The 18,249-nt window shown below is 65.2% G+C and carries 15 protein-coding genes; 4 read left to right on the top strand and 11 right to left on the bottom strand.

Features of this window, described 5'->3' with window-relative positions:
- Window position 1: 1 nt before the first annotated feature.
- The 10 genes from murD to dinB form a co-directional block, all read right to left on the bottom strand.
- Complete coding sequence (gene murD / locus AB0N24_RS21115) at window positions 2-1,603, bottom strand: UDP-N-acetylmuramoyl-L-alanine--D-glutamate ligase (protein WP_364128624.1); 1,602 nt, start codon at window positions 1,601-1,603, stop codon at window positions 2-4.
- The gene (mraY, locus tag AB0N24_RS21110; protein ID WP_364128621.1) at window positions 1,585-2,694 is read right to left on the bottom strand and encodes a phospho-N-acetylmuramoyl-pentapeptide-transferase; all 1,110 of its coding nucleotides are present in this window, start codon (window positions 2,692-2,694) and stop codon (window positions 1,585-1,587) included. Before mraY ends, murD begins: the two co-directional genes overlap by 19 nt.
- The gene (murF, locus tag AB0N24_RS21105) at window positions 2,691-4,166 is read right to left on the bottom strand and encodes a UDP-N-acetylmuramoyl-tripeptide--D-alanyl-D-alanine ligase (protein WP_364128618.1); all 1,476 of its coding nucleotides are present in this window, start codon (window positions 4,164-4,166) and stop codon (window positions 2,691-2,693) included. Before murF ends, mraY begins: the two co-directional genes overlap by 4 nt.
- 6 nt (window positions 4,167-4,172) lie before the next feature.
- Entirely contained in the window at window positions 4,173-5,825 is a 1,653-nt protein-coding gene (locus AB0N24_RS21100) for a UDP-N-acetylmuramoyl-L-alanyl-D-glutamate--2,6-diaminopimelate ligase (protein ID WP_364128617.1), read from the bottom strand.
- Between the two features lie 77 nt (window positions 5,826-5,902).
- Window positions 5,903-7,705, bottom strand: a complete 1,803-nt coding sequence (locus tag AB0N24_RS21095; RefSeq protein WP_364128614.1) for a penicillin-binding protein 2 — start codon at window positions 7,703-7,705, stop codon at window positions 5,903-5,905.
- Window positions 7,706-7,748: 43 nt separating this feature from the next.
- On the bottom strand, window positions 7,749-8,417 hold the full coding sequence (locus AB0N24_RS21090; RefSeq protein ID WP_364128611.1) for a hypothetical protein: 669 nt from the start codon (window positions 8,415-8,417) through the stop codon (window positions 7,749-7,751).
- Window positions 8,414-9,412 (bottom strand): 16S rRNA (cytosine(1402)-N(4))-methyltransferase RsmH, encoded by a 999-nt coding sequence (gene rsmH, locus AB0N24_RS21085; RefSeq protein WP_364128608.1) that lies wholly within the window; start codon window positions 9,410-9,412, stop codon window positions 8,414-8,416. The genes AB0N24_RS21090 and rsmH overlap by 4 nt, the downstream gene beginning before the upstream one ends.
- Window positions 9,413-9,578: 166 nt before the next feature.
- Window positions 9,579-10,007, bottom strand: coding sequence for a division/cell wall cluster transcriptional repressor MraZ (mraZ, locus tag AB0N24_RS21080; RefSeq protein WP_028271726.1), 429 nt, complete (start codon window positions 10,005-10,007; stop codon window positions 9,579-9,581).
- Window positions 10,008-10,381: 374 nt separating this feature from the next.
- A complete protein-coding gene (locus AB0N24_RS21075) occupies window positions 10,382-10,753 on the bottom strand; it encodes a DUF3040 domain-containing protein (protein ID WP_364128605.1) in 372 nt (123 codons plus the stop codon).
- A 314-nt stretch (window positions 10,754-11,067) separates the two neighbouring features.
- On the bottom strand, window positions 11,068-12,294 hold the full coding sequence (gene dinB, locus AB0N24_RS21070; RefSeq protein ID WP_364128602.1) for a DNA polymerase IV: 1,227 nt from the start codon (window positions 12,292-12,294) through the stop codon (window positions 11,068-11,070).
- 74 nt (window positions 12,295-12,368) lie between these two features.
- Between dinB and AB0N24_RS21065 the strand changes: the two genes are divergently transcribed.
- Both AB0N24_RS21065 and AB0N24_RS21060 read left to right on the top strand, forming a co-directional pair.
- The gene (locus AB0N24_RS21065) at window positions 12,369-12,899 is read left to right on the top strand and encodes a hypothetical protein (RefSeq protein WP_364128599.1); all 531 of its coding nucleotides are present in this window, start codon (window positions 12,369-12,371) and stop codon (window positions 12,897-12,899) included.
- Window positions 12,896-13,990, top strand: coding sequence for a polyprenyl synthetase family protein (locus AB0N24_RS21060; protein WP_364128596.1), 1,095 nt, complete (start codon window positions 12,896-12,898; stop codon window positions 13,988-13,990). The genes AB0N24_RS21065 and AB0N24_RS21060 overlap by 4 nt, the downstream gene beginning before the upstream one ends.
- A gap of 54 nt (window positions 13,991-14,044) precedes the next feature.
- On the opposite strand, the gene AB0N24_RS21055 is transcribed toward AB0N24_RS21060, so the two are convergent.
- A complete protein-coding gene (locus AB0N24_RS21055) occupies window positions 14,045-14,398 on the bottom strand; it encodes an Rv2175c family DNA-binding protein (RefSeq protein WP_364128594.1) in 354 nt (117 codons plus the stop codon).
- 241 nt (window positions 14,399-14,639) lie between these two features.
- On the opposite strand from AB0N24_RS21055, the gene AB0N24_RS21050 reads away from it, so the two are divergent.
- Complete coding sequence (locus tag AB0N24_RS21050) at window positions 14,640-15,989, top strand: LysM peptidoglycan-binding domain-containing protein (protein ID WP_364128591.1); 1,350 nt, start codon at window positions 14,640-14,642, stop codon at window positions 15,987-15,989.
- A gap of 103 nt (window positions 15,990-16,092) precedes the next feature.
- The gene (gene pknB, locus AB0N24_RS21045; protein ID WP_364128588.1) at window positions 16,093-18,216 is read left to right on the top strand and encodes a Stk1 family PASTA domain-containing Ser/Thr kinase; all 2,124 of its coding nucleotides are present in this window, start codon (window positions 16,093-16,095) and stop codon (window positions 18,214-18,216) included.
- Window positions 18,217-18,249: the final 33 nt, after the last annotated feature.

Raw genomic sequence — 18,249 nt, 5'->3', positions numbered from 1 at the left:
GTTACTCCTCGCCGGTCTGAGCCTGCCCTTCCACGAGCCCGCGGACAGCTTCAATGAAGGCGTCCCCACGGTGAGCGTAGGAAGAGAACTGATCCATGGAAGCAGCCGCCGGGGCCATGAGCACAGTGTCCCCCGGAGAGGCCAGCTGTGCCGCTGCGGCAACGGCCTGGGCCATCACAGTTTCCCCGTAGATCGGCGAGGGCACTGCGCCGGCACCGGCCGCGTCGGCAGACTGCACATTTTCAGTGTCGCCCTTGGCGCGTCCGATAACCGGGACATCCGGTGCGTGTCGTTTGAGGGCCTCCGTGAGCGCAGCCGTGTCCGCTCCGATCAGGACTACGGCCTTGAGCCGCGGGGCCTGGTCCTTGACTAGTTCGTCATAGCTCACACCCTTGGAGAGCCCGCCGGCGATCCAGATGACGTTGCTGAAAGCGGACAGCGACGCCGCCGCGGCGTGCGGATTCGTGGCTTTGGAGTCATTGATCCACAGCACATCGTTGTGGCGGGCGACGAGCTGGATGCGATGGGCTCCCGGGATGTAGTTCTTCAGGCCCTGCCGGACGGCCTGCGGCTCCACGTCGTAGGCCCGGACCAGGGCCGCCGCGGCCAGGGCGTTGGCCACCATGTGGCGCGGTGCCACCGGGCCGAGGTCCGCCATGGCGGCAAGTTCGGCAGCGCTGTCCTTGCGTCCGGGGATGAAGGCACGGTCCACCAGGAGGCCTTCAACCACCCCGAGCATGCTGATGGCGGGCGTGACGGTGGTGAAGCCCACGGCCCGGCAGCCTTCCACGACATCCGCGTTCTCCACCATGCGTTCGGTTTCGATCTGCTCGGCGTTGTAGATGCAGGCCCTTTGGGTCCGTTCGTAGACCTTCGCTTTGTCGGCGAGGTACGAAGTGTAGGAGCCGTGCCAGTCCACGTGGTCTTCAGCGACGTTGAGGCAGACGCTGGCGACCGGTGAGACGGAGTGGCTCCAGTGCAGCTGGAAGCTCGAAAGCTCCACGGCGAGGACGTCGTACTCCACCGGGTCACGCAGGGCGTCCAGGATGGGCGTTCCCACGTTGCCGACGGCGATGGCTTTGAGTCCGGCGGCCTGCAGCATGGATTCGGTCAGGCCAACGGTTGTGGTCTTCCCGTTCGTTCCGGTGATGGTCAGCCAGTCCGCGGTCTTGCGGCCCTCCCGCTCACGCACCCGCCAGGCGAGTTCCACGTCGCCCCAGACGGGGATATGGGTCCGTGCAGCCAGCGCGAGCAGGGCCTGGTCCGGGCGCCAACCCGGGGAGGTCACAATGAGTTCCGGTTTCTGGCCGTCGATCTTCGGCATGGAGTGCACCGCGTCCTCGCCGAGCAGGACATCCACGGCACCGACGATTTTCAGGGTGTCCGCCTGGGCCTTGGCGATCGGACTGGTGGCGGCGTCAACCACCACAACCCGGGCGCCGAGTTCGATCAGGGTGTCTGCGGCGGCGAAGCCGGAGACGCCTATACCCGTCACGACGACCCGGAGTCCGGCCCAGTCCGAGTCCCAGCTCACCAGGTTATCGAGCCGGGGCGACGTTGCCAGCGGCGAAGGTATAGGACTGCTCACAGCAGGACCACCCATTCTGCGTAGAAGATACCGAGGCCCGCGGCGACGAAGAGGCCGCCGAGGATCCAGAACCGGACCACAACGGTGACTTCCGCCCAGCCCTTGAGTTCAAAGTGGTGCTGAAGCGGAGCCATTTTGAAGAAACGCTTGCCCTTGGTGAGCTTGAAGTAGCCCACCTGGATGATCACCGACAGCGTGATGAGGACGAAGAGGCCGCCGATGAAGGCGAGCAGCAGTTCGGTCCGGGACAGGATCGCGAAACCGGCGACCGCGCCGCCGATGGCCAGCGAACCGGTGTCGCCCATGAAGATCTTGGCCGGCGAGGTGTTCCACCACAGGAAGCCCACCAGCGCTGCGCTGAGGATGGCTGCAAGGAGTGCGAGGTCCAGCGGGTCTCGGACGGTGTAGCAGCCACCGCCGGCCTGCCGCGGAGAGCCGCAGGCCTGGTTGCTCTGCCAGATTCCCATCAGCGTGTACGCGCCGAACACCATGACCGAAGCTCCGGCCGCGAGCCCGTCCAGGCCGTCGGTCAGGTTCACGCCGTTGGTGGCCGCCGTGACGATCAGGTTGGACCACAGGACGAACAGGATGGCACCGAGGACGGTCCCGCCGAAGGCGAGGTTCAGCCACGGGATGTCCCGTACGAGGGAGATCTGCGTGGATGCCGGCGTCAGGCCATTCTCATCCGGAAAGTTCAGGGCCATCACCGCGAAAATGATGCCGACGGCTGCCTGGAGTATCAGCTTGGCCTTGGCGTCCAGGCCGAGGCTGCGCTGCTTGGAGATCTTGATGAAGTCGTCCAGGAACCCCACCAGCCCCATGCCCACCATCAGGAACAGGAGGAGCAGGGCGGAGGCGGACGGCCCGGGCGACCGCGGGTTCAACATCCACATGATGAGGTGCGTCAGCGCGTAGCTCAGCAGCACCGCAAACACGACGACTGTGCCGCCCATGGTCGGCGTGCCGCGCTTGGTGTGGTGCGACGTGGGGCCGTCGTCGCGGATGAACTGGCCGTAGCTCTTGCGGACGAGGAGACGGATAAACAGCGGGGTTCCCACCAAAGCAAACAGCAGGGCCAGGCCAGCGCCGATGAGCAGTGCAATCACAGCGACTCGCTCCCTTCAGTGGCGGTTGCTTGGGTTTGTGGAGGTAATGCTATCCGATCCCCTAAATGCCTCAGCCCAACACTGTTGGAGGACTTGAAGAGGACCAGGTCGCCGGGTTCAAGCTCTTTTTGGAGGAGGTCAAAGGCCTCGTCCGCAGTCTCGGTGAAGACGCATTCGTCTCCCCAGGAGCCTTCGTTGACGGCCGAGACGTAGAGCGAACGCGCCTCGCGGCCGACCACGACCAGGCGGGAGATGTTGAGCCTGACCACCTGGGTGCCGACTGCCATGTGCTCCCGGATGGAATCGGAGCCCAGTTCCAGCATGGCCCCGAGCACCGCCCAGGTGCGGCGGCCGCGGCCGAGGTCGGCCAGCGTCCGCAGGGCGGCCCGCATTGATTCGGGGTTGGCGTTGTAGGCGTCATTGATGATGGTGACGCCGTCCGCACGCTCCGTGCGTTCCATCCGCCAGCGGCTGGCGGCCGACTGGGCACTGAGGGAAGCCGCGATCCGCTCCCCCGGGACCCCCGCCGCATAGGCCGCTCCGGCCGCTGCCAGGAGGTTGGTCACGTGGTGCGCGCCGATGAGGCGGCTGCGGACCTGATACCCCGCTGCCTCATCCGGGAAGAAGAGTTCAAACTCCGGGTTTCCGGTTGCGTTCGTTTCCACGTGCGTGGCGCGAAGCCCGGCGTCCGGGATGTCTTCGGCGGCCTGCGCGGAGAAGCCCAGCACGTTGGCGCTGGTCCTGCCCGTCATTCCGGCAACCCGGCCGTCATCGAGGTTGATGACCGCGGTTCCGCTTTCCGGGAGGGCCTCGATCAGTTCCCCCTTGGCAACGGCGATGTTGTCCACTCCGCCGAATTCACCGGCATGGGCGGTTCCGATGCCCAGGACCACGCCGATCCGGGGCCGGACCATGTCCGCGAGATAGCGGATGTGGCCGATCCCGGTGGCACCCATCTCGATCACCAGGTAGCGGGTGTCGAATCCGGCCTTGAAGACGGTCAGCGGTACACCCACCTCGCCGTTGTAGGAACCCTGGGGCGAAACGGTGTTGCCTTCCGCGGCGAGGATTCCGGCGAGCAGGTCCTTGGTGGTGGTCTTGCCGGCGGATCCGGTGATGCCGATAACGGTGAAACCGGAGCCCTCGGCCTCACGGCGGGCCCGGATCCGGCGGACGGATTCGGCGGCCAGTGCGCCCATGGCGAGGACAGCGTCCTTCACCACGATGGCGGGATACGGGTTTCCGGTATCGTCGTGAACGTCACGTTCCACCAGGGCAAGGACGGCGCCGCGTTCAAAGGCCGCACCGATGAAGTCGTGGCCGTCAGCGGTCTCGCCGGGCTTCGCCACATAGAGGGACCCCTCCGTGGCCTCCCGGGAATCCGTGACCACCGCGACGGGCGTGATGGTCGGGGGGGCGGCAAGGCGGCCGTCTGTAATTTCGGCAATTTCCGCCGCAGTAAATGCAATCATCTCGGTCTAGGACTCTATCCGCTCGTCATTCAGAACGGTGAATCCGCGCGCTGTCAAGGCCTCGCGGAGCTCCACCCTGTCGTCGAGCGCCAGATTGACGCCGTTGACTTCCTGCCAGACCTCGTGGCCGCGCCCGGCCACGAGGATCGTGTCCCGGTGATCGGCCATGTCAACGGCTTGCCGGATGGCTGCGTCGCGGGGGTACGACTCAAGGATTGTGCATCCGAGGCCTTCGGTTTCCTGGGCGTGGCGGGCGCCCGCCAGGACGTCGGCACGGATGGCAGCGGCGTCCTCATCGTGGGGGTCGTCGTCGCTGACGATGACCACGTCAGCGAGGCGCGCGGCGATGGCCCCCATGGCCGGCCGTTTGCCCTGGTCCCGCTGCCCTGTGGCCCCGAAGACCACGATCACCCTCGAGCCCGGTTCCGCTGAGCGCACGGCTTCCAGCGCACGCCGGAGGGCGTCCGGGTTGTGGGCAAAGTCGACGACGGCTGCCGGCGCCGTGGAAACGAGCTGCATGCGTCCAGGGACGGCTACGGTGAACGGATCGGCCGAGTCGAGCACTGACTGCAGCGTTTCAGCGTCGACTCCGCTGGCCAGCACCATAAGGGTCGCGAGGGCCGCGTTGGAGACGTTGAAGCCCCCCGGCAGGCCCGTGTGGACACGCAGTTCCGTGCCGTCGCGGTGGCTCAGCCGGAATTCAGTGCCAAGCCCCCGCGGCGCGGTGGCAGTGACGGTCCAGTCGGCGGCGGATGCTGACGGGTCGGTGCCTTCGGCCGTTGCCAGGGTGGTGACCGGAATGGCTGCGCCGGCCGCGAGGCGCCTGCCCCATTCGTCGTCGATTGTGATGACCGCTGACCTGGCCCGGAGTGGTGTGAACAGCTCCGCCTTGGTGTGGAAATAGTCGTCCATGGTGCCGTGGAGGTCCAGGTGGTCCTGGGTCAGGTTGGTGAAGCCGGCGACGTCGAACTGCACCCCGTCCACCCGGTGGAACGACACTGCGTGCGAGGAAACCTCCATGGAGGCAGCGTCCAGGCCGCGTTCGCGCATGAGCGCCAGCAGGGCGTGGATGTCCGTGGATTCAGGCGTTGTGAGCAGGCTGGGAATCGGCTGGCCGCCGGCCACGATCTCGATGGTGCCGATCAGTCCGGTCTTGCGGCCCAGTGCCTGAAGCAGCGCGTTGATGAAGTAGGTGGTGGTGGTCTTGCCGTTGGTGCCGGTGACGCCGAACAGTGACGGAGCGGGGCCCGTTTCCGGCCGGCTCTGGTAGATCAGCGCCGCCAGGCCCCCGACGGCGCTGCGGGGCCGGTCAACCACCAGGACCGGCACGGGAGTGTCTGCAGACAGCGCGAGGAGCCGCGCGCCGTCGTCGTCCGTCACGACCGCAACGGCCCCCGCCGTGACCGCCTGGGATACGAAGTCCGCCCCGTGCCGGGCTGCGCCGGGCAGCGCGACGTACAGGTCGCCCGGCTCCACCGTTCGCGAGTTCAGCGAAATCCCGGTGACGGGTATGGAGCGGGAGGCCCCGGGAACTACGACGCCGACAGACTCGCCGATGGTGCCCAGGGGCACCGGGGCAACGGCCGTCGGCCGGAAGCCGGAACCGGCTTCCGTGCCGTTCGTCGCGTCGGTGCTGCCTGGGGCATGGTGCTCTGACAAGTGGATCTCCGTTGGTGCTAGTGGATCACACCGGGCGTAGGGGAAGTTCCCCTGATGCGTACGATGTTGTGGACGTGCTACTTGACGTACTGGGGCAGCCTGACCGGCTCGCCCGTTGATGGCGGAACGTTGTATGTCCGCAGAACCTGGCTCATCACCGAGCGGAACACCGGACCGTTGGTGATTCCGTAGATGCTGCCTTTGGGGCGCTGCAGGACAACTTCAACAATAAACCGAGGATCGTCCATCGGCGCCATCCCCACCATGGACGCCGTGTACCCGCAGTACCCGGACTTGCCGTCGTCGCACGGTGATTCGGACGTTCCGGTCTTGGCCCCGACGCGGTACCCGTCAATGGCCGCGTCCTTGATCTGGCCTTCGGTCACGGCGCTCTCCAGGATGTCCCGCACCTGCTTCGCGGTCTCCGGAGACACGACCTGACGGCTCTCCTTCGCCGGGACCTTTTCCTCGGTTCCATCGGGGTTGATGTAGCTGTCAATCAGGCGCGGCTGGAGCATCGTGCCGCCGTTGGCAATGGACTGGTAGGCGCGGACGGTCTGCAGCGTGGATTGCGAGACACCCTGTCCGAACAGGACGGTGTACTCCTGCCGGCCGTCCCACTGATCGGCCGGGGTCAGGATGCCGCCGGCTTCGGCGGGCAGCCCGATGTCGGGTGCCTCACCGATGCCGAACTTCTGCAGCCAGTCGTGGCGCTGTTCCTTGGTGAGGCGCGAACCCGCCATGACAGTTCCGGTGTTCATGGACCAGCCAAGGATTCCGGCCAGCGTACGTTCCTCGGTGCCATGGTCGAAGGAGTCCGTGAAGACCTGGCCGTCCACTACAAGGGATGACGGGATAGTGAAATGGTCGAGCGGGCTGGACTTGCCCTCTTGGATCACGGCGGCCGCCGTGATCATCTTCTCCACCGAGCCGGGCTCGTACGCGGCAGTCACCGACCGGACGCCACGGTCCTTGGCAGCCACCTTGCCGGGGTCGTTGGGGTCCGGGGCGTTGGTGTCCGCCATGGCGATGATGTTGCCGGTCTTGATGTCCTGGACGATGATGACGCCCCATTCGGCGCTCAGCTTGTCCGACTGGCTCTGGATGGCCTGCTGCGCGAAGTATTGGAGGTCCGAATTGAGGGTAAGCCGGATGTCCTTGCCGTTGACGGCTGGAGTCAGCTCGTCCACGCCCACCGGGATGCGCAGGCCGTCGGCGCCGATTTCAAAAAGCCGCTTGCCGGGAGTTCCCTTGAGGACTTCGTCCTGGGTCTGTTCCAGTCCCGCCTGGCCGCTGGCTCCGTCCTGCAGGAATCCGACGATCCCGCCGGCCACGGAGCCGTTCGGGTAAACGCGCTTGCTGGTGCCGACGGTGACTATTCCCGGGATCTGCAGCTTGGAGATCCGGTCCTCCATGTCGGGCTTGAGGTCCTTCGCCACGATGTAGTAGGGCTTCTCCCCCGTCAGGGCGTCCTTGATGTCCTCGGGATTCTGTCCCAGGACAGCGGCCAACTCCTCGATGCCCTTGTCCCTGGAGACCGTAACGAGCTCTTCCTTCTCACCGACGGTGTCCAGTCGCCTGAACGACTCGGTCTTGGTGTTGACCCGCTGATCCACCACCACGTTGTAACGGATCACGCTGTCGGCCAGGACCGTCCCGTTCGCGTCCAGGATGCTGCCACGTTCGGCAGGGAGCTCGATCGGGGTCAGGCGGTTGTTCAGTGCGGCCTCAGCCATCCCGCCGATGTCCAGCCCCTGGACCATGAACAGCTTGCCGCCAACCACAAGCAGCAGTGCCAGCATCATGCCCAGTCCGAGGCGGAGCCTCCTGGTGGCGTTGGGCACTTTTGCGGTTGTCTTCTTGCCCGTGCTCTGCGCCACGATGAGTCCTTGCTGGTTGCGTACTGGTGGTCAGTCCTGTCAGTTACTGTCCCGGGGTCTTTTGCTTCGGCGCCGGAACGGAGCCTCCGTGGAGATCAGCCGCGGGCTTTGGCGCAGCCGCGGCCGGGGCTGCTGCCGCCGGTGCAGCTGCGGGCTGCTTAGCGGCCTCGGCTTCCGCCGGTTTGCGGGCGGCCAGCGGATCCTTGGTGGTGGCGGGCGGAACGACAGTGAGCTGTCCGGCAACGGCGGGCGCTGCAATGACGGCGCCCGGCTTGTCACCCTTGGCCGCCGGCTTGGGCGTGCCGCTGACAGTCAACGTGGACAGGTCGATCTGGCCCTTGCCGGTGGAGGCAACCATGCCCAATTCTGCGGCCTTGGCAGCCAGGTTCTGCGGGGCATCGAAGTTCTGGACCTGCTGTGTCAGGTCCTGGTTCTGTTTCGTCAGCGTGGACTGGTCGCTCCGCAACTGCACCAACTGGTACTGGGCAGTGGAGACGGAGATGTTCAGGACCAGGACAGCCATCAGGGCAACAGCCAGCAGGGCGAAGCAGAGCACAACGAAGGGGGCCCGGCGTTTGCGCGGCGTGGAGCGGACTACCGACAGCGGCGTCCGCAGCTTCCGTTCGGAACCTCCGTCAGGCTTGAGCCCCGTGAGGGCACGGGCCGCCGTGCCGGACACGGCTGGGAAGTTCTTGGCAGCGGCGGTGCTCATGCGGCCCTCCTGGCTCTGATTCGTTCAACGGCGCGCAACCTGGCGGACGCTGCGCGTGGGTTTTCGGCGATTTCGTCGGCAGTGGGCACCTCGGTGCCCTTGGTCAGGGTCTTGAGTTCGGCCTTGTGCTCCTCCAGCTCCACCGGGAACCCCAGCGGCGCCGACGACTTTGAGCCGGCCTGGAAGACCTTCTTGACGATCTTGTCTTCCAGCGAGTGGTACGACATGACCACCACGCGGCCTCCCATGGCCAGGGCGTCCACGGCAGCGGGCACCGCGCGCTCCAGCACATCGAGTTCTTCGTTGACTTCGATCCGCAGTGCCTGGAAGGTCCGCTTGGCCGGGTGTCCGCCGGTCTTTGCCGCCCCTGACGGGACAACGGCGCGAATGGTGTCAACGAGTTCACCCGTGGTGGCGAAAGGCTTCGCCTCGCGCGCCGCCACTATGCGGTTCGCGATTCTCCCGGCAAACTTCTCTTCACCCCATTTGCGGATGATGCGGACCAGATCCTCTTCGCTGTAGTTGTTCACCACGTCCGCGGCCGTCTGTCCCCGGCTCGTGTCCATGCGCATGTCCAGGGGTGCATCAAAGGAGTAGGCAAACCCGCGCTCACGCTCGTCGAGCTGGAGGGAGGAAACCCCCAGGTCCATGAGCACGCCGTGGACCTCGGTGACGCCAAGCTCCCGGAGAACATCGGGGATTTCGTCGTAGACAGCGTGCACCAGGTCAGTCCGGCCGGTGAAGGCTTTCAAACGCTCGCCGGCGAGGGCCAGCGCTTCCTCGTCCCGGTCGATTCCGATCAGGTGGAGGTCCGGGAACCGCTGGAGCAGGGCTTCGGAGTGGCCGCCCATCCCGAGGGTTGCATCGATGACCACGGGGCTGTCGCCGCGTTGGCGGGCTGCCTCGATACCCGGGGCCAACAAATTGATGCACCGGTCCTTGAGGACCGGTACATGGCGTTCGGACGTGGGTTTTGGCTGATTGGGATCGCTCATACCGTTGTCCTTTCTTGCCGTTGTGCCTCGGGGTGTTTCTTAAGCCAGATCCCCATCCGCGCCTATCCCAGCGTCCGCCTGGCTCCGGGGAAGTGAGCCAGGAAAACGTTCGGATGGGCGGCTGGAGATCTCGTTCAAGAAACACTTACGTCGTCGCCTCCGGGCTTCAGAAGATTCCCGGGATGGCGTCGTCGGTTTCGGAGAAGGAGGTTTCCTTCTCCGCCAGGTACTCATTCCAAGCCTGGGCATCCCAGATCTCCGCCCGGGAGCCGGCGCCAATGACGGCGAGCTCCCTGCCAAGACCTGCATATGCCCGGAGTGCGGGAGGAATAGTCACGCGCCCCTGCTTGTCAGGTACCTCGTCCGAGGCTCCAGAGAGGAAAACCCGGATGTAGTCACGAGTCTGCTTGGAGGAGATGGGCGCCTCCCGCATTTGCTCGTGAATCCGTTCGAATTCCCGCTCACTGAAGACGTAGATGCAACGTTCCTGGCCCCTTGTGAGTACCAGTCCGCTGGCAAGTTCCTCACGGAACTTCGCTGGGAGGATGATCCGCCCCTTTTCGTCCAAACGCGGCGAGTGAGTGCCAAGAAACATGGCCACCCGCCTGTCTGTCGTCAGGAGCTGCACGTCCCCTGTGCTGCCACTACCCTCTTACTCGCTCCACTTTACTCCACATCGCTCCACAGTCAACGCGACACGAAAGATTCATCCCGGGATTGGACGAATAATCCCCCGGAAATACAGGGTTCCGTGGGCGTGGTGGAAAGTGGAGGGGTTATGACGTTGAGTGGCGCACGCCGGCGTCCCCTGGGAGGACGACGGCGGGACGCCGCGCCCGCCGCGATGGGCCTCCGGGATCGCCGCCCCGGATTGTCGGCGTTTAAAAAGCAAAAGACCCGCCGGGGCGGGTCTTCGTGCGGGTCTGCCGGAGGCAGGGTGGTGCGAAGTGGAGCGTTAGCGAACGGCTGTCACGGTTCGCCGCGGCGGCGTTCGTCCCAGCGTTCCTCAAGGCCGCTCATGAATGAACTGCGCCCCTTACCGGTTTTCTTGGCGCCGGACGATTTTGCTTTCCCGGCGGCGGAACTACGCATCGTTGCGAAATAGACTCCGGCTCCCATCACAATGAAACCGAGTACACCAACAAAAATGCTCTGAAGTGATACGCCCACCAGCAGGAGGAGAACACCGGCCAGGGTGGCCAGCACGCCCATCACAATATGGCGCGTGGACCAGTTACGGCCCGGATCCGATCCCATTGAGTTGGCAAACTTCGGATCGTCCTCGTGCAGCTGCTTCTCCAGCTGCTCGAGCAACTTCTGTTCGTGCTCCGAGAGCGGCATCACGACCTCCTTAAGTCGGCCAACGTCCGGACGTGCCGTGGCCTCTGGTTCTCAATCCGATAACGTCCGGCATGCGCAGGAGGTTCCCGGCCACCGTATACCGGAGGACCCGGGTTCCACGCATTCGGACGAAGGACTGATGCAGCTGGCTGGTCAGTAATTCCAGACGTTCGAAATCTACGTATATCTAAGGATAGTTTGTTGTGCCCTGTTCTGAAAGACGCCGCGGGCGGGCCGGGCGGAGGCACAGGCGCATTGTCAGCCGGGGAGCCAGGAATGCCTTCCGAAGTGCCTTCCGAGGCCGGGTACCGCGCTCAGTCGGCGGTGTTGAGCGGGTCCAGCAGCCGCGCCGGAATCACCGATTTCGAGCCGAACTTCTCAGCCACCCTGTCCAGGGCCTGTTCCGCCGCCCGCCAGTTGTCATCGCGGCGGTCCAGGCTGAGCTGCAGTGAGGCGTGGGCGGCATCCTCGAGCTGCTCCGCCCTCACTCCGACAAGGCGGACTGTCATGGGCCGTGTGCCCAGAGATTCGAGGAGCTGAACGGTAACGGCAAAGATCAGCTGAGCACTGTCAACCGGGGAGTGGACGGTCCTGCTGCGTGTGATGGTGGAGAAATCGGCGTAGCGGAGTTTGAGGGAGATGGTCCTGGCAACCATTCCGGTGCTTCGGAGCCGCTCGGCTGTCCGGTGCGACAAACGCAGCAGCTCCCGGTGCAGGAGCACGTCATCGGCCGTATCCACGGCGAACGTTTCCTCGGCACCGATGCTCTTCTCCAGGCGGACCGGAGTTACCGGCCGGGGGTCAATCCCCCACGAAAGCCTGTAGACGTGCTCGCCGGAGGCCCCCAGCGATTTCTTCAGCGAGGCCGGCGGCGTCGCGGCCACATCCGCCACAGTCCGGATTCCCATGCGCGCCAATACCTCGACGGTCTTGGCTCCGACACCCCAGAGCGCGTTGACCGGAAGACTGTGCAGGTAGGCAACCGTCTCATCGGGCGAGATGAGCAGGAGTCCGTCCGGCTTGCAGCGGGTGGAGGCTATCTTGGCCACAAATTTGCTGGCAGCTATGCCGACGGATGCGGTGATGCCGAGCTCGCCCAGCACACGCCGGCGGATAATCTCACCGATCTCGCGCGGACTTCCCAGCCGCCGGATGGCCCCGCCGACGTCGAGGAAGGCTTCGTCGACGCTGAGGGGCTCCACGAGGTCCGTGATGGACCCGAAGATCGCCATCAGCTGCGCGGAAACCTCATAGTAGAGCTTGTGCCGGGGTTCGATGATGATTGCCGAGGGGCACATGCGCGCCGCTACCGCCATGGGCATCGCGGACTTCACCCCGAAGGCCCGGGCTTCATAGGAGGCGGACAGGACAACCGACCGCTCCGCCGGGTAACCGACGATCACCGGTTTTCCGCGCAGGCCCGGACGGCTCCGGAGTTCCACCGAGACGAAAAAAGCGTCCATGTCCACATGCAGGATGCTGCTTCGACGGAGCTCCCTGAGGGTCGCTTCGAGCTTCTGTTTATCCTGTTCCGACCCCACGCCTACAATCCTATGCCGTGGGACTGACTAAACTGGAGGCTGAATCCGGCGTCAACACCAGGAGGACAGTTTCTGTGAAGGTAATTGGAAAGCTCAAGCCTGCGGGCTTTGCCGTGATCGTGGCCGGCGCCGTGCTGGCCCTGGCGGCATGCACCCCGGCCGATCCCGGCGCCAAGGCCTCGGGGACGGCCAGCGCTTCAGCTTCCGTCACTGAACAGGCATCCACCACTGCACCGGCGAGCCCTTCGGCGTCACCCGGAACCACGGCAACCGTCGGCGCACTCGTCTCCGGCTTCCCGGAAAAACTGCTGCCGGTCATGCCCGGATCAAAGGTGGTCTCGAGCAGCTTCGACAAGACGTCCACTCCGGCGACCGCTGCCCTGGTGGGAAACATCACCTCCCCGGCTGCCGCCGTCGTGGCTTTCTATACGAAGGAGCTGGAAGCCCAGGGCTTCAAGGCTGTGCCCGGGGAGAATGTGGGCGCAGTAGCGTCAAAGGACTTCCTCCGTGGTGACAACGAAACCGTGAACATAGCAGTGGTGGAGACCGGCGGGGTCTCCACGTTCACGATTGGCGCCAACGTCGCAGCCGAGTCCGCCAAGTGACGGTCGCAGAGCAGCTGCGCCTTGAGCAGACGGCCTTCGTGGCCGCCGTCGCCGGCAAGCTCAACGACTTCCTGGCCACCCGCCAATCCGTGATGTCCGCCATATCCCAGGACATCGATCCGCTGATGGGGTCCATCTCCAACCTCGTCACCGGAGGCAAAAGGCTGCGGGCACTCATGTGCTACTGGGGCTGGCGCGGCGCCGGCGGAGACGCGGCGGCCGCCGAGGTGGTCACAGCGGGATCGGCGCTGGAGCTGTTCCAGGCGGCGGCACTGATCCACGATGACATCATTGACCGTTCGGACACACGGCGCGGAGGCCCCAGTGTGCACCGCCGCTTCAGCCAGCTGCATGAAGCCCAGGGCTGGGCCCTGGACAGGGAACGCTTCGGCCATGCCGCCGCCATCCTGACCGGGGACCTGTGCCTCTCGTTCAGCGAGGAGACGTTCACGGACATCGGCGAGGCGGCGGCCTCGGGAAGCCAGGCACGGCTGATCTTTAACCTGATGCGGGCAGAAGTGATGGCGGGCCAGTACCTGGACATCCTGGAAGAGGTCGCCGGACCCATGCGCGACCGCGCCGGAGCGGTAAGCCGCGCCCAGTCCATCATCCGGTTCAAGTCGGCGAAATATTCCACCGAGCACCCGCTTGCCCTGGGCGGTGCGCTTGCAGGCGCCTCCGATGAACTGCTCCGCGGCTACTCGGCGTTCGCCCTGCCCCTCGGCGAAGCCTTCCAGCTCCGGGACGACGTCCTGGGAGTCTTCGGCGATCCCGTCACCACCGGCAAGCCGGCGGGCGATGATCTCCGGGAAGGCAAGCGCACGGTCCTGGTGGCTTTCGCCCTGGACCAGGCGGCACCGGAAGAATCCCGCTTCCTTGACGCCAAGCTCGGAAGCCCGGACCTCTCGGATGCGGACGTGGAGGAAATCCGGCGCATCATTGTGGACTGCGGAGCGCTCCAGGCAACTGAAGTGCTGATCGAGGAATTCGGTCGGGCAGCATTCACGGAACTCGACCTGCTGCCGCTGGAAGACCTGCCCAAGACGGCCTTGCGGAAGCTGGCCGAGGCAACCGTCAGCCGCGCCGCCTGAATTCAGCGGCGCGGCCCGGCGCTCATCGGGACTTAGCGGGGATCCTGGCCAGTACTACCAGGCGAGGGACTGTGCCCTGCGGCGGATTTCCGTCTTGCGGCCTTCACGCAATGCGTCGATAGGCCGGCCCCGCAGTGATTCATCCGGGGTGAAAAGCCACGTAATCAGTTCCTCATCGGAGTAGCCGGCATCCGACAGGACAACGATGGTCCCCTTGAGGCTTTCCACCGGATGGCCGTCCTGCATAAAGTCGGCGGGCACCGAGCGGATTCGACGGTCGCCGACCCTGAGCGCGACCAGCGCCTTTTCGTCCAGCAATCCATGGACCTTAGTGATGGAAACGTTCATCATTTCTGCAACGTCGGGCAGCGGCAGCCATTCGCCTACAAGGCTTTCTACAGTACTCACGGAACAAGATTGCCACGGAAGCGCTATTGCGCCTAGTCAGCGGGAAGCGGCGGCCTGAACCCGCAAATCGACACTCCGAAAAAGGCATATGGACAATGCCCGACAATTCTTGTGCTAATCGGTATTTCGTGAGAGATTCACATAGATCACATTTGCACCAACACTAACTTTAGTAACACTAGTATCGTTCGTAACACAGGCCTGACCGACAGCACTCGCCGCTGAGAAGAGGATCATCCCCATGACGACGCCCCGATCGCCAAAGCAGCACCCCAGGCCGAGCCTGCCTGTGATTGCGGCAACTACGGCCGCCCTCCCGGCAGTCGTCCTGTCCTCAATGGCCATGGCCCAGCCTGCGTTGGCCGAATCCCGGCCGCGGACCGTGCCCGCCACGCTCGCTGCGGCCATGCAGGCCCAGGAAGCGGCACTGAAGTCAGGCGTCATCCCTGCGGCGTCGGTTTCCACGTCCCTTCCCAGCTCCCTGCGGCCCGCCCAGCCCGCGGCGCCGGCCGAGTACACCATTGCGCGCGGCGACACCATCAGCAGCATCGCGGGCCGCTACGGTCTGGACACCTACGCAGTCCTGAAGCTGAACAACCTGCAGCCGAACACCGTCATCTATCCGGGGCAGAAGATCAAACTGACCGGTTCGGCTGCGGCCCCCGCCGCCAAGCCTGCTGCCCCCGCGGCAGCCACAGCCAGCACCGGCGGCAGCGTCTACACCGTCAAATCCGGCGACACCCTGGGCGCCATCGCCGCACGGCACGGCGTCAAGCTGTCGGAGGTGTTGAGCTGGAACGGCCTCAACATGAGCTCCGTCATCTACCCGGGACAAAAGGTCAAGATCGGCAGTGGCCAGTCCGCGGCCCCGGCCCCGGCCGCCAACCCCGCACCGGCTCCGGCGCAGGCCCCGGCACCGGCCGCGAGTTCCGGCTCCTACACGGTCAAGTCCGGCGACACGCTGTCCGCCATTGCCGCAAAACACGGCGTCAAGCTGTCAGACATCCTGTCCGCGAACAAGCTGACCATGTCCAGCATGATCTACCCGGGGAACAAGCTGGTCATCCCCGGAGCCTCGATCCAGCCCGCCGCCAGCGTCACTCCCCTGGTGCCGGGTTCGTTCCTCGGGTTCACCTACCCGGCGGCCGTGGTCTCGTCCGCCAACCAGAACAAGGCCCTGCTCAACGCCTCCCCCGTGCCCAGCCGGGAACAGATGAAGTCGATCGTCGCGGACACCGCGCGGCGGATGGGCGTGGATCCCTCGCTCGCCCTGGCGTTCGCTTACCAGGAGTCCGGTTTCGACCAGCGCGCCGTCTCACCGGCCAACGCGATTGGCACCATGCAGGTCATCCCGGCGTCGGGCGAATGGGCTTCGGACCTTGTGGGCCGCAAGCTGAACCTGCTCGACCCCTATGACAACGCAACTGCAGGCGTGGCCATCATCCGCCAGCTGATCAGTACCAGCAAGGACATGGACCACGCCATCGCCGGGTACTACCAGGGCCAATACTCGGTCAAGAAGTACGGCATGTACGAAGACACCAAGTCCTACGTCGCTGCGATCAAGGCACACAAGAAGAACTTCAGCTAATCCGTTCCGGCACTCGTTCCAAAGCGTGCCGGGTGGGTAACGATACGGGTCCGGATTGCATGTCGATTCGGGCCCGATTCCGTGTAGCACTTAGGATCGTAGGGTGCAGGAAAAAGTGTCGGACTCCCTCGTTGGAACGCTGGTGGACAACCGTTACCGGGTCCAGTCCAGACTGGCGCGCGGCGGAATGTCCACCGTTTACCTCGCAACGGACCAGCGGCTCGAGCGCGACGTTGCACTCAAGGTCCTTCATCCGCACCTGGTGAACGACGGTAACTTCCTGGACAGGCTGGGCCGGGAAGCCAAGGCCGCGGCCAAACTGTCCCACCCCCATGTCGTAGGCGTCCTGGACCAAGGCTCGGACGGACCGACCGCCTATCTGGTGATGGAGTACATCAAGGGCCACACCCTCCGCGACGTGATCAAGGAGAAGGGCGCGCTGTCTCCCCGCCTTGCCCTGGCCCTGATCGACCCCGTGGTGGAAGGGCTGGGGTCGGCCCACGCAGCCGGCCTGATCCACCGGGACATCAAACCGGAAAATGTCCTGATCGCCGATGACGGGCGCATCAAACTGGGAGACTTCGGCCTGGCCCGGGCGGTCACCACCTCAACGAGCACCGGTGCCCTGATCGGCACGGTGGCCTACCTGTCTCCGGAGCTGGTGCTCGGCAGGACCGCGGATGCCCGCAGCGACATCTACTCGGTGGGCATCATGCTGTACGAAATGATCACCGGCAAGCAGCCGTTCGACGGCGAGGTCCCCATCCAGGTGGCCTACCAGCATGTGAATTCGTCAGTGGAAGCCCCTTCGGCCGAGGTGCCGGGGCTGGCCGCCGAAGTCGACGAGCTCGTGCAGTGGTGCACGGCAAGGGACCCCGAGCAGCGCCCGGTGGACGGCAACGCGCTCCTGTCGGAGCTAAGGCACATCCGCACCAACCTCACCGACGCGGAACTGGATCTTCAGCCCCCGGCGGCGATCGCCGCCGTCGCCCATTCACCGGCCGGGCTGCGCCCGCCTGCACACCCTCCTGTCGGGCTGCCGCCCCCTGCACATCAGGACCAAACAGAGGTCCTGTCCGCAGGACAGCATCCAACAGAAATCATCTCGCGCCAGAACAATCCCACCACGGTACTCTCGTCGTCACCGCGGCACCCGGGCCAGTTCGGTGCCCTGGCGGCCCCGGCTGAGCCGGAAGCCGCTTTCGGGGATGCCGGGGACGAACCGGACACCGCGTCCCCGATGAGCAAACGGGCACAGCGCAGGCTTGACCGCGACGCGGCGAGGGCGCAGTCAAAGGCAGCGTCAACGCCGGTCCGGTCGCTCCGCGAAGGCAACCCCCGCCGTCGGGGCCTCCTCTGGATCATCATCCTGGTGATCGCGGCGCTGCTGGCAACGGGCGCAGGCTGGTTCTTCGGCATGGGGCCGGGCTCCCCCGGGACGATTCCCCGGGTCGCCAACAAGACAGTGGCGGAAGCCCAGCAGCTGCTGGGGACGGCCGGATTCCAGTCCACCACCAAGGACGTTTTCGACGACGACATCCGGGCGGGGCTCGTGGTGGGCACCGAACCTGAGGCGGGGCGGGAAATCCGCAAGTTCCAGCCGGTATCGCTCTTCGTTTCCAAAGGTCCCCAGCTGTTTCCCCTGCCCGGAATGACCGGTAAGTCCCTGGACGAGGCAAAGAACGAGCTCAACGGCGCCGAGATGGCACTGGGCACTGTCACCGAGAACTTCAGCGAAACAGAGCCCGCAGGCACCGTCCTTGCCCAGGATCCTGCGGCCGGCACTCCCGCCCGGCACGGTACGCCTGTGAGCCTGACCGTCTCCAAGGGACCGGAGCCCATACCCGTGCCTGACGTGCGCGGGCAGGAGCAGGGTGCCGCGGTCAAAGCGATTGAGGCCGCCGGCCTGAAGGCCGTCATCTCTCCTGAAACGGTCAACGACAAGAAGGTCCCCAAGGGCGCTGTAGTAGCCCAGGAGCCGTCTTCCGGCGCCGCCCTGACGCGCGGCGAGTCCGTCACGCTCACGGTGTCCAAGGGCCCCAAGCTCGTGGATGTCCCCAGCTACATCGGCAAACAGGCCAACGATGCCCGCAAGGCGCTGGAGAAGCTCGGCTTCGAAGTCCGGGTGAACAATATCCTGGGCGGCTTCTTTGGAACAGTGCGGGACCAGGATCCGGTGAACACCCAGGTGCCTGAGGGTTCCGTCGTAACCCTCACCGTCGTCTAGTTCCACCCACGAAAAAGCTCCGCCCGGCTGGTG

Source organism: Arthrobacter sp. NPDC093128, assembly GCF_040683875.1.
GTDB lineage: Bacteria > Actinomycetota > Actinomycetes > Actinomycetales > Micrococcaceae > Arthrobacter.
The sequence above is the reverse complement of the archived record's forward strand: the minus strand, read 5'-3'. Positions and strand labels throughout refer to the sequence as shown.

Bases quoted from the DNA above. Each gene is read 5' to 3' on its own strand.
- AB0N24_RS21050 (WP_364128591.1), top strand. From the start codon at position 14,640: ATGACGACGCCCCGATCGCCAAAGCAGCACCCCAGGCCGAGCCTGCCT.
- murD (WP_364128624.1), bottom strand. From the start codon at position 1,603: ATGGGTGGTCCTGCTGTGAGCAGTCCTATACCTTCGCCGCTGGCAACG.
- rsmH (WP_364128608.1), bottom strand. From the start codon at position 9,412: ATGAGCGATCCCAATCAGCCAAAACCCACGTCCGAACGCCATGTACCG.
- mraZ (WP_028271726.1), bottom strand. From the start codon at position 10,007: ATGTTTCTTGGCACTCACTCGCCGCGTTTGGACGAAAAGGGGCGGATC.
- AB0N24_RS21090 (WP_364128611.1), bottom strand. From the start codon at position 8,417: ATGAGCACCGCCGCTGCCAAGAACTTCCCAGCCGTGTCCGGCACGGCG.
- AB0N24_RS21075 (WP_364128605.1), bottom strand. From the start codon at position 10,753: ATGCCGCTCTCGGAGCACGAACAGAAGTTGCTCGAGCAGCTGGAGAAG.
- murF (WP_364128618.1), bottom strand. From the start codon at position 4,166: ATGATTGCATTTACTGCGGCGGAAATTGCCGAAATTACAGACGGCCGC.